Source organism: Enterobacter cloacae complex sp., assembly GCF_900322725.1.
Classification (GTDB): Bacteria; Pseudomonadota; Gammaproteobacteria; order Enterobacterales; family Enterobacteriaceae; genus Enterobacter; species Enterobacter quasihormaechei.
In genome coordinates this window covers 1250091-1262032 of record NZ_LT991957.1, presented here as the reverse complement: position 1 = coordinate 1262032, position 11942 = coordinate 1250091, and the positions used below count along the sequence as shown (strand labels likewise).

Annotated in this window: 8 protein-coding genes; 2 read left to right on the top strand and 6 right to left on the bottom strand. The window is 58.0% G+C overall.

Features of this window, described 5'->3' with window-relative positions; genetic code table 11:
* Positions 1–213 precede the first annotated feature (213 nt).
* A complete protein-coding gene (locus DBR02_RS06365; protein ID WP_064909947.1) occupies positions 214–1761 on the top strand; it encodes a methyl-accepting chemotaxis protein in 1548 nt (515 codons plus the stop codon).
* A 2-nt stretch (positions 1762–1763) separates the two neighbouring features.
* Here DBR02_RS06365 and fucR read toward each other — a convergent pair whose 3' ends face one another.
* Positions 1764–2498, bottom strand: coding sequence for an L-fucose operon activator (gene fucR / locus DBR02_RS06360; RefSeq protein WP_233157820.1), 735 nt, complete (start codon positions 2496–2498; stop codon positions 1764–1766).
* Between the two features lie 91 nt (positions 2499–2589).
* Positions 2590–3456, bottom strand: a complete 867-nt coding sequence (gene yghU, locus DBR02_RS06355; protein ID WP_063451193.1) for a glutathione-dependent disulfide-bond oxidoreductase — start codon at positions 3454–3456, stop codon at positions 2590–2592.
* 182 nt (positions 3457–3638) lie between these two features.
* Here yghU and gss point away from each other — a divergent pair, with 182 nt between their 5' ends.
* Positions 3639–5501, top strand: a complete 1863-nt coding sequence (gss, locus tag DBR02_RS06350; RefSeq protein ID WP_107533783.1) for a bifunctional glutathionylspermidine amidase/synthase — start codon at positions 3639–3641, stop codon at positions 5499–5501.
* Between the two features lie 51 nt (positions 5502–5552).
* Here the strand turns inward: gss and pgaD are convergent, their stop codons facing one another.
* From pgaD to pgaA, 4 genes are read right to left on the bottom strand one after another with little or no spacing between them, the layout of a single operon-like run.
* Positions 5553–5987, bottom strand: coding sequence for a poly-beta-1,6-N-acetyl-D-glucosamine biosynthesis protein PgaD (gene pgaD, locus DBR02_RS06345; protein ID WP_063451195.1), 435 nt, complete (start codon positions 5985–5987; stop codon positions 5553–5555).
* On the bottom strand, positions 5984–7315 hold the full coding sequence (gene pgaC / locus DBR02_RS06340) for a poly-beta-1,6-N-acetyl-D-glucosamine synthase (RefSeq protein WP_063451196.1): 1332 nt from the start codon (positions 7313–7315) through the stop codon (positions 5984–5986). Before pgaC ends, pgaD begins: the two co-directional genes overlap by 4 nt.
* Positions 7308–9245, bottom strand: a complete 1938-nt coding sequence (gene pgaB / locus DBR02_RS06335; RefSeq protein ID WP_107533781.1) for a poly-beta-1,6-N-acetyl-D-glucosamine N-deacetylase PgaB — start codon at positions 9243–9245, stop codon at positions 7308–7310. The genes pgaC and pgaB overlap by 8 nt, the downstream gene beginning before the upstream one ends.
* An 8-nt stretch (positions 9246–9253) precedes the next feature.
* Positions 9254–11692: a poly-beta-1,6 N-acetyl-D-glucosamine export porin PgaA gene (pgaA, locus tag DBR02_RS06330; protein WP_107533780.1), complete on the bottom strand. Its 2439-nt coding sequence runs from the start codon at positions 11690–11692 to the stop codon at positions 9254–9256.
* Positions 11693–11942 lie beyond the last annotated feature (250 nt).

Here is an 11942-nt window from a genome sequence, read left to right as displayed (position 1 = left end):
CTGATTGATTACGATGACTATTATGCCCACGCTATGACCAGCCCGAAGCCGAGCTGGCTGGTCGAGAACGTTAAGCTGGTTTAAAAAGCATCTGGAATAATAAGCACTGCTTAAATAAATCATCACAAGGGGTTATCTTTTCCCCTGTCCCTGCCGATAACGAGGATAGCACTCGCCTCTGGGCGAATTCACCCTCACGGCAAGGAACACTCAATGAACATGCTTCGTAATTTCACCATCCGTTTCGTCATGCTGACGATACTGGGGATCTTTTGTGTCATGTGGGCGGGCGTAGGGCTTTACAGCACCTGGTCTCTGTCCCGCGTTTCTGATGGTAACGACGTTGACCGTCAGCTGGTCCGGCAAATGACGGTATTGAGCCAGGGTAACGATCAGTATTTTCGCTTTGTCACCCGCCTGAGCCGCGCGATGGACGTTAAAGCGGCGGGCGGCACGCCGGACCTGGCTTCCGCCCAGCAGGCTCTGGATAACATGAGCAAAAAGCTGGCGGAGATGAAGGCCATCTCCCCGGGCCCGATGGATGAAAAGGTCTCTGCGCAGGTCATTTCCACCTGGCAGGCGCTGCTCGATCGGGGCGTTACGCCGCAGATGGCGCAGGCGAAGCAGGCGACGCTCGAAGGCTATCGTCAGCAGGCCAACAACGTCACGCCGCCGCTGAGCCGCGCGTTTGGCGCCGCGGTTGAGAACTTTAACAATTCTGCGGTGACGGCGCTCGACAGTACGCGCGTGGTGGTCGATAGCCTCACCAGCATAACCCGGACGGTGATCGTTACCGCCACGATCGTCGGTCTGCTGATCCTGCTCTTCACCGACCGCTACCTGGTGGCGCTGCTGGTGAAGCCGCTGGAACGCATCCGCCAGCAGTTCCGCCAGATTGCGCAGGGCGATCTCAGCCAGCCGATTGAACCCATTGGCCGCAACTGCGTGGGCCAGCTGGTGCCGCTGTTGAGCGCCATGCAGGACAGCCTGCGTGAGGCGGTCAGCACCATCCGTTCCGGCAGCGAGAATATCTGGCGCGGGGCAACGGAGATCTCTAGCGGGAATAACGATCTCTCTTCGCGTACCGAAGAGCAGGCTGCTGCGCTGGAAGAGACGGCGGCGAGCATGGAGCAGCTTACCGCAACCGTGAAGCTGAACGCCGAAAGCGCACGCCAGGCCAGCCAGCTGGCGGACATTGCCTCCGGCACGGCCAGCCGCGGCGGTTCGCTGGTCGACGAGGTCGTCACCACCATGAGCGGCATCTCAGCCAGCTCGAAGAAGATTGCTGAAATCACCTCCGTGATTAACAGTATCGCCTTCCAGACCAACATTCTGGCGCTTAACGCCGCGGTCGAGGCGGCCCGGGCAGGGGAGCAGGGGCGTGGCTTTGCGGTCGTTGCGGGTGAGGTGCGTAATCTGGCCAGCCGCAGCGCGAACGCGGCAAAGGAGATCGAAGGGCTGATTGCAGATTCCGTTTCCCGCGTGGCGCAGGGGGCGCAGCTGGTGAACGATACCGGCACGACGATGGAAGCCATCCTGCGGGACGTGACGGAGGTGACCGTCATTATGAAGCAGATCGCCACCGCGTCAGAGGAGCAGAGTAAAGGCATTTCGCAGGTGGGCGTGGCCATCACCCAGATGGACGGCGTGACCCAGCAGAACGCCTCGCTGGTGGAGCAGGTTTCTGCCGCCGCCGCCGCACTGGAGCGGCAGACTGAAGAGCTTCAGCGCTCAGTGCAGAAGTTCCGTCTCTCCGCGTAACATCATCGCGTCAGGCCGTCACTGGCGGCCTGACGTTTATCGCTCTGAATCATCTGTGTCACCTGCGACAGCTGGCCGATTTTCACTTCGCTTGCCCGCATAAATTTACTTTTGTCGATCAGCAGCAGCGACTGGCTGGCGCGGCTTAACAGCAGCGCCTTAAAGCCCGCGTTGTGCTCGGACGGATCCCAAAGGACGCCATGCTCATCGACCCCTTCACACGAGAAGATAAACAGATCGATCTCCAGCCCTTTTAGCTGCGTCACCAGCGCCGGGTTAACATAGCAGCGATACTTACGCTCAAGCGTTCCGCCGGAACAGATAAGCGTGATCCGCTCGCGCTTTGCCATCTCGTGGCAGATAGGCAGGCTATTGGTAAACACGGTGAGTTCGATATCCGGAAGCTGGCGCGCCAGATGAAAGCAGGTCGAACTGGCATCAAGGGCAATGGTCATCCCTTCGCTGATCCAGCCTAGCGCGTGGCGGGCAATATCGGCTTTGTCGGCATAGTGGCTTTTCAGCCGTGCGCCAAAGGGTTCACCGCTGTCGCGGCTATCGGGATGAATCAGACGCGCTCGTCCGTGCTGACGCAGGAGCTTCCCCTGCTGCTGCAACGACTTCAGATCCCGGCGGATTGTCTCTTTACTGACGGAGAGCTTCTCAGACAGCGCATCGGTGGTCAGCCAGTCGCTTTTACTCAGCAAAGCGATAAGGCGCTGCTGTCGGGTTGCTTTCAGCGTCTGGTCTGACATACGAGGTTCCTTGCGCACGCGTGCTGACTCACTTTTCTCATCGCAGAAGAAGGGCGGCGAACCGCCCGGTCATCCGTCAGGCCTGACGTTTATCTTCCGTCTGGGTATCGAAGTCGCTCGCTGAATGGCGCTCATGCAACTGCTCGCTCAGCTCGCCGTTGGTGCGGTTAACGATGCGTCCGCGTTTAACCCCAGGGCGATTCGCCACATCTTTTGCCCAGCGCTGCACGTTGGTGTACTTCCCGGCGTCGAGGAACTCGGCGGCGTTGTAAACGCTGCCCAGCGCCACGCAGCCAAACCACGGCCAGATCGCCATATCGGCGATGGTGTACTCTTCGCCTGCCACGTAGCGGCCGCGCGCCAGCTGTTTGTCCAGCACGTCGAACAGGCGTTTAGCTTCCATGGTGAAGCGATCGATAGCGTACTCAATCTTCACCGGCGCGTAGTTGTAGAAGTGGCCGAAACCGCCGCCGAGGAACGGGGCCGCGCCCTGTAACCAGAACAGCCAGTTCAGGGTTTCCGTTCGTCCTGCCGGATCTTTTGGCAGGAAGTGACCAAACTTTTCGGCCAGATAGAGCAGGATATTGCCGGATTCAAAGACGCGCGTCGGCGGGGTGGTGGAGTGGTCACGCAGCGCCGGGATCTTCGAGTTCGGGTTCACGTCGACAAACCCGCTGGAGAACTGATCGCCCTCACCGATGCGGATTAGCCATGCGTCGTATTCCGCGCCCGTTACACCCAGCGCCAGCAGCTCCTCCAGCATGATGGTAACTTTCTGTCCATTCGGCGTACCCAGAGAGTACAGCTGGAGCGGGTGCGCGCCCACGGGGAGCTCTTTCTCGTGCGTGGCGCCCGAGACGGGACGGTTGATATTGGCGAACGCGCCGCCGTTATTCTGTTTCCATTCCCACACTTTCGGTGGCTGATAGGTATTTTCGGACATGTTGGCCTGCCTTTTTGGTGTTGTGTTGAGGCAGTGTAGCAGGAGATATAGGAACCGTTTAACGATGCGAGCGTAATGGTCAGGGCGGGTGTATGATAACGCCACCTCTGTCAGTTAATTACAACGTGCAGACGACGACAACCCCACAAAAAATTGCCGCCTGCCTGTTTTAGGTTGGACACATGCGTAAAGGAACGTTAAGCAGTGACGCACCCTTCGGGACGTTATTAGGTTATGCGCCGGGTGGCGTGGCGATTTACTCTTCAAATTATGGCAGTCTCGATCCGCGCCACTACCCGGAAGACGCGGAGTTTCGCAGCTATATCGGCAACGAATACATGGGTCATAAATGGCAGTGCGTTGAGTTTGCGCGCCGCTTCCTGTTTCTCAACCACGGGTTTGTCTTTACCGACGTCGGGATGGCGTGGGAGATCTTCTCTCTGCGTTTTTTACGCCAGGTGGTGAACGACAACATTTTGCCGTTACAGGCCTTTGCCAATGGCTCGAAGCGCGCGCCGCAGGCCGGGGCGCTGCTTATCTGGCAAAAGGGCGGTGAGTTTCAGGAGACCGGACACGTGGCCGTCATCACCCAACTGCTGGACGATAGGGTGCGCATTGCGGAGCAGAACGTGATCCATGCTCCGCTGCCGCTGGGGCAGCAGTGGACGCGCGAGCTGCGTCTGAGCGTTGAAAACGGCTGCTATACGCTTCATGACACGTTCAGCGATACCGAGATCCTCGGCTGGATGATCCAGACGGAGGAGACTGAACACAGCATCCCTCAGCCGGAGATCGACGGTGAGCTGCTGAAAATCAGCGGCGCGCGGCTGAAGAACAGCCGTCAGTTTGACGGGAAATGGCTCAATGAAAACGACGCCCTGCAACAGGCGTACGTTCGCGCCAACGGCCACGTTATCAACAAAGATCCCTGCCAGTACTTCACCATTACCGAAAGCGCCGAGCAGGAGCTGATCAAAGCCACCAACGAACTGCACCTGATGTACCTCCACGCCACAGACAAGGTGCTGAAAGACGACAATCTCCTCGCACTTTTCGACATCCCGAAAATCCTCTGGCCGCGCCTGCGCCTCTCCTGGCAGTGGCGTCGTCACCATATGATCACCGGTCGTATGGATTTCTGCATGGATGAGCGCGGCATCAAGGTTTACGAGTACAACGCGGATTCCGCCTCCTGCCATACCGAGGGCGGGCTCATTCTCGAAGAGTGGGTGAAAAACGGCTATCGCGGCACCGGCCACAATCCGGCGGAAGGCTTGCTGGAGGAGCTGACCGGCGCCTGGAAGCACAGCCACGCGCGGCCGTTCGTGCATATCATGCAGGACAACGATACTGAAGAGGATTACCACGCGCTCTTTATTCAGCGCTCGCTGATCCAGGCCGGGTTTGAAACCAAAATCCTCCATGGCCTGGGCGCGCTGAGCTGGGATGCTGCCGGGCAACTGATTGATAATGAAGGCCGTCACGTCAACTGCGTATGGAAAACCTGGGCGTGGGAAACGGCGATTGAGCAGATCCGCGAGGTGAGCGAAACCGAGTTCGCCGCCGTGCCTATCCGCACCGGACACCCGCAGGGTGAAGTACGCCTGATCGACGTCCTTCTGCGCCCTGAAGTGCTGGTCTTCGAACCGCTGTGGACGGTGATCCCCGGTAACAAGGCGATTCTGCCGGTGCTGTGGCAGCTGTTCCCGAACCACCGCTATCTGCTGGATACCGACTTCGAGGTGAACGACCTGCTGAAGCAGACCGGTTACGCCGTTAAGCCTATTGCCGGACGCTGCGGGAGCAACATCGACCTCATCAGCGCTCAGGATGAGTTGCTGGATAAATCCAGCGGCAAGTTTGTCGATCGTAAAAATATCTATCAGCAGCTGTGGTGCCTGCCGAAGGTTGACGGCAAATACATTCAGGTCTGCACCTTTACCGTGGGCGGGAACTATGGCGGAACCTGTCTGCGCGGGGATGACTCGCTGGTGGTGAAAAAAGAGAGCGATATTGAACCGCTGATTGTGGTGAAGGATAAGTAATTCATACCCGCGACAAAAAGCCCCCGCCGGATAACCGGCGGGGGCTTTTTCTTACGCTTCTTCCTCGTCCTGCTGTTCGCTAATCTTGAGATCAATGATGCGGCCGATCTGGTCATGATAGACCGTCAGCAGGTTGTACTGGCTCATCTCCGAGATAAGCTGCGGTGAAACGTCAAAGCTTCTGGCAAGCTCGTCATGGTGCAAATAGCCCGCACGACGGCGTCTTACGTGGGTACGTCGACGATTGTACTGATACCATAAAATCAGCAGCCAGCCGTTGAGCACGGCGAGCAGCAAATAAATTAGCACCGTGTTAAAGGAAGCAATGATGTCTCCCCACCGGTACTCGCTCTCTTCAGTTAACTGCATCCACAGCCGGGCATACAGAAAAAACAGAAATCCTCCCCACGCCAGCAGCGTTAACGCGGTATCGAAAAGGCGTGGGAGTAGCCGGTGTTCAGTCAAAATTAAGGTATTTTCGTTCATTGAAGACGTCCTTTTCCCCGGTCCGGGCTGATCCAGCGTGCGCGTGCGCGCTGGCGCTTAAGCATAACTTTTGGAAATGCAACAAGGGTGGTGAACAGGCCAATCATCCAGTAGACCATCGGGAACCAAATCACCCAGAAAAGCGAGCTCGCCACTTTTCGCTCGTACCGCCGCTCGATGTACAGGCTGACAAGGAACTGCATCAGGCACATAACGCCCAGCAATAGCCCGGTAAACGCCGGTGGAAAGAGGGTTTCAACGGTCAGGTTGGCGGGCACCGGCGCGACATGGCTGATGAGGAATAACAGTACCGTCACCGCGTAAGCAAATGCCCACAGCGTTGACAGCGCGTACTCCATAAACAGGGGCCACATGCGATGGTGTTCCCAGCGCACTATTCTGCGAAGGTTGACCAGAAACACCTCCGCGCCGCCCTGCGCCCAGCGCAGACGCTGTTTCCACAGGCCTTTGAGGGTCTCCGGCATCAGGATCCAGCACAGCGCCCGCGGCTCGAAAAAGATATCCCAGTGGCGCAGCTGGAGCTTCCAGCTGATGTCGATGTCTTCCGTGATCATGTCCGGACTCCAGTACCCGACGTCCGCCAGCGCCTGGCGGCGAAAGGCGGCGATTACGCCCGAGACGGTAAAGACCCGGCCATAGATCCGCTGCGTCCGTTTGATAAGCCCAATGATGGATGAGAACTCGCCCACCTGAATACGGCCAATCAGCGTCGAGCGCGTGCGAATGCGCGGATTCCCGGTGACGGCCCCAACGTGGGGATACTGGATCAGCGGGGCCACCAGATACGCCGCCGTGTCGCGGTCAAGCAGGGCGTCGCCATCAATGCAGACCAGCAGATCGCCACGGGCCGCCGCTGCCCCGGCCTTGAGCGCAACGGCTTTCCCCTGGTTCTCCGCGAGGTTAATCACCCGCAGGCGCGGCTGCTCCAGCGCGAGCTGGTGCAGCTCCCGGGCGGTGTTGTCGGAAGAACCGTCATTAATGGCGATAACTTCAATATTTTCATACCGCTGAGCCAGCGCTGCGCTGATGGTCTCTCTGGCATTCCTTTCCTCGTTGAAACAGGGAATAAGGATGGAAATTAACGGCTCACCGGCGAGCATCGGGGCTGGCGTTTCTTTGCCCCACGGCCAGCGTCGTTCGAGCTGAAACCAGAAGTAGAGACCGCCGGTTATCCACAATACGGACATGAACAGCGGCCAGAAGAACACAAAATCCAGGATCAGCTCGCCGGTAAACAGGGCGGCAACGCCTAATGGCAGCCCGAACACCAGACATAAAATAGAGAATGCGATAATGCGATCAGTCATTGTCAGGATACCAGTAGGAAGATAATTCAGGCCTGATGCGGGACATAGCAGGCTGGTTGTTAATGAAATCGTCGGGGTAGTAACCGTAGTTTTTGACGCCGTTCAGCTGGAGCACGCGCATCCACTCCACCAGACGTTCGTCGGGAACGGGGCGTTGCGGTGTTTGCGACCAGTCTCTCGCCTGGAGTTCAAAAATGGTCTTATTGAGCGCGCCGGGCCGCGCGGCGACGGCTTTAACCAAACGCGTAAGCCATGCATTGCTCTCCTCTACCGGGACGGACTCCATCAGGGGCATTGCCATCGGTACCGTCCAGTCATAGGCCGCCAGAAAATCATCAAGATTCTGCGCAAACCACGCTTCGCTTTCGGGTTGTAGAATGGGCAAGACGAACATATTCCGCGCAGTTTTAATTTGCGGACCACGAATGTCCTTTACCGCCTGGCTTAAGGCCTGGGTGAACCCAATAAGCAACTGGCTCCTCTGGCGCGCGGTATCCTGCCCGGCATCGTCAACGTCCGTCAGCACCGCATCGTCATGGAACACAATCCCGTTGAAGCTGGCATGCCGGGCCAAATCTTCATAGATTTCCGTCACCTGCTGGCGAACCTGCGGGTTCCATGGCGAAAGCCTGATATAGGGATCGGTGGCCTCGTGCAATGCCCCTGTCTGACGATCCCGACGCTGAACGCGCGGCAGGGCAGGATCGAGATCGAACGAGAGCACCGGCATCCACGCGAAGACCTTCACGCCCGCCCGGGTCTGGAGCTGCCAGGAGACAAAATTAAAGAGATCGGCCCGAACCGGAAGCCGGCGGTTGGGGAAATAGAGCGCTTTGATTTTGCCGTCGCCCTGCGGGTCGGCAAAGGCCTGGAGGAAAACATGGCTTATTTTCATGTCGTAGACCCGCTGGACCAGCTTGTTGATATTCTGGGCCTGCTGAGCCGGGTCGGGATCGTAAACGTAGTCGAGATCGACGTGCATGACGCGCACGGGATCGTGCTCCTGGATCTGGCTGACCGTACTGGCAAAGGTTTTGAGCGAGGGATTCCCGGCAATCAGCAGGCGGGGAATGCTGCTGAGATTGCCCACGTCGCCCAGTCCATCTTCCAGGGTAAAGGCCAGCCGGTAGCCCTCTTTTTTGGCAATAGACAGTGACGTGCCGTTGGCTGCTCCGTACGGCCAGACCCAGGCGCGCGGCGCTTTTCCGGTTACCTGAGTTATTTTATCCGTCACCTTGCGCACGTCATCGCCGATCCGCTGGATGAACTGTGCGTCAGTTTCATAGCGCCCCGTCGCTTTATCATAAAAGCGGCTGGCGATGGCCGGTTCACGGCTGCCCTGCGGGTTGGCCGGAATGCCGTAATGTGAGGCCCAGGTATGCGCGCCGATTTCAACCAGCGGGGAGCGGCTTAACTCGCGCACCATGTCCCACGTCGCGAACCGATCGCGGGGCGTCATCAGACCGCCGAAGTTAACCTTTTGATTTGACGGCGTATCCACCCAGCTGCCCACCGGCGCCCACAGCGCAGGAACGTTCCATGCCTGAAGCAGCGGCCAGACGCGGGTATAAAAGCTGCTGTAGCCATCGTCAAAGCTGAGCAAAACGGCTTTCTGCGGCAGCGTTTTCTTTCCGTCATGGGCATCGAGAATGTCCTGCACGCTGATGGCGTGATAGCCGTTATGCAAAAGCCAGCTAATCTGCTCGTTTAACGCGCTGGTGCGAACGGAGAGGTAGCGCTGATCGGCAGCATCATCTTCAACGTCGTGATAGGCGAGCACCAGAAACTGGTTTGTCGGCCAGGGTTTGCTTGCCTCCTGCTGCGGCCTCTCTTTGGGCGCAATAAACGAGAGCGCCTGCGCGTAAACGCTCGCGCTGAGGCAGAGACAGGCGGTGAGTAACAGTCTCACTGAAAAACGTGTGTTCAGCATAGTCATCCTTAAAAGCGTAAAGTCGCATCAAACGAGACGGAGAGATTGCTTTCGCGTTTGCCGTCGTAAGGGCGTTTATCCCAGTTCAGCATTACCCCGGTATCCACGACGTTATTCCACTGAATGCGTTGCCCGTAACCCAGCAGGGTAATGGCGCCAGGTGATTGATTTTTCTGCCAGTATCTGCCGCCGCCGGCGACAATCTGCTGGCTCCAGAGGGTGTCGTAGTGGCGGTACATCTCATGGTCAACGGACAGGGCGGCCGTGACGGACAGATCCCGTGCCGGGTTGTAATAAAGCGTATCCCGCAGGCTGTTTTTACTGGCGGCGATCCCCGGTTCGAGATCCAGCGTCAGGGACGGGGTCTGCCAGAGGCGTTCTTTCCCCGTGAGGACATATTCCTGACGGCGGTTATGGTCTGAGAAGCGGCTGACGGCGGCGCTAAGCTGATACTCCCGGCGCTCGTTTTGATACCAGCGCACTCCGCCTTCGCCACGGTTCGCGCTTATGCCATTGCGTAGCGCCCGTAAGGGCGTGGTGCGGGACAACCGTTCGAGGCTACCGCTGAACTGCCAGCTGTCACTAAGGCTGTAAGTCGTTGAGAGCCGGGCACCCGGCTTGTTTTCACCGTGATAGCGGTTGCTGGAGATCTCGGCTTCGAGCGTCAGGTCACGGGGCCGCCACTCAACGCCGCCCAACAGGTGGCGGCTGATGCCTTTGCCTTCGTCAAAATTGCCCTGTGCATAGCGGGCGCCGGCAAACAGCCGCCAGCTATCCGCCACGGGCGGGCCATAGAGCGTGGCGTCCCAGCTCATGTCGTGGGTACCGCTGACGGGGTTATCTGAGTGCAATCCTTTACCCGCGTTCAGACGCAGTTCAGACATATGGTGGACCGCTCTGAGCCGGTCCAGGCGGCGGGCGCTGCGATCGGTGGGCGCGCGAGACAGCACGTCCTCAGCCAGTAAATCCATCTGTCGCCACTCCTGAAGGTCCATTGCGACGTAAGCCTGCTGTTTTTCAAGCTCCAGATTCGACGGTTCAAGCGCCTCTGCTTGCTTAAGCTTTTGCTCGGCCGCGCGCGGCAGGCCCCGCGCCTGAAGCAGGGCGGCATAATCAATCTGTAACCCCTGATTGCCCGGTGCCGTTGACGCCAGACGATGCGCCAGCTTTTCGGCCTCCGGCAGGGCGTTGGTTGCCAGCAAATAGTTAAAGTTGAGTGACTGCCCGGTAAGCCACCGATCGTTTGGCTGGGCGGTGGGGGACCCGAAATCGTAGCGGGTCCAGGGAACGCTGCGGGTCTCGCGCTCAACGTAGCGGCGGGCGGCCTGATACTGTCCCGTATCCAGCCAGGCGTAGAAAAGCGCATGTTCCTCGTCCTGCGGATCGGAGGCGTATTGTGGATAGCGTTGCACAAGCGAGAAGGCGGCGACGGCGTTTTTCTCCTGCAAATATGCAGAGATCACCCAGCCGATGGCCCACTCCGGCACCGGATGCTGTGCGGCTGTCAGCGCCTGATATTCGCTAATGACCTGCCGGTAATCACCCTGCGCATACAGCGCACCAAGCCGATCGATACGGGCAAGGACGATGTCTTCAGCCGCCTGCGGGTCGTTTTGCCAGCGAGAAAGCAGGGCCTGGTAACGATCTAATGCGCTTTGTGCCAGCCGCAGGCGCTCTTTCTCCGTTCTGCCCGGCACATCCGCCAGGCGTACCCGTTCAGCCGCGGCGTTACGCTCAAGGCGCCGGCGCTCCGCAGGAGAGAGCGCCGCGTTTTGTGACAGCCAGAGTGCGGGCGTGCTTACCCGGTTATCCGTTAGCGCATCGATCGTCTCGCGAAGAAGGGCCTCATTCCCTGGCGCGGCGCTCAGCGCGCGCATGTCCGCCAGCAGCCGATCCCTGTTTTTTCCCTGGCGCATCCAGACATAGGAGAGCGTCTCAAGGTGCGCGGAAGAAGGCTCTTCCTTTACCAGTTGCCGGGCTTCCGATAGCGCGAGACGATCCATGCGGGCATCGGCCAGGGTCTTCACATAGCCGATGCGGTAATCGTCGTTATCCGGCGCAAGGCTGCGCGCCTCTTTCCACAGCGACAGGGCAGATGGCCAGGCCTTTTGGTTTCTCCTGGATTGCGCGACAGCAGCGATGGCGCGAGCGGGCAGCGGCATATAGACGCCATAACGCTGCCAGACCTGAATAACCTCATCATCGCGCCCTGCCCAGGAGGCAACCTGTAACCAGTCCGCAACCTGTTCGGGCGTTAAAGCATGTTGTTGCTCATAGCGCTGTAGATAATCAAGAAACTGAGCGTAATTACCGTTACGTGCCTGTTGAATCTGATGCGCATAAGCGGATTCATCAGCCTGAACCAGAACAGGAAAGAGTAAAGGCAGGAGTAATAATATTGTGGTGCGATAAAAGAATAACGTAGTGAAGCGAAGCGATCTTTCCATATCTATTTGCCATTTGTTTATCATGAATCCATTGCATAACACGGCCGCCTTTTAACTCAGCGTTAAAGGCCATAAAGGAGAACATTAAATCTGAATGGTGCTACGTTACGGGATACTTACTTAAAGGTAATTATGAGCCCTCATCTCGGTGATTCAGTTGGGGGTAATGTACACCCGATGTGTTGGGGGATAAATAAGTTGAAAAGCGGGTGGGGTGTTTTGAGATAATTCTGGAAGATGACGGTTTTTT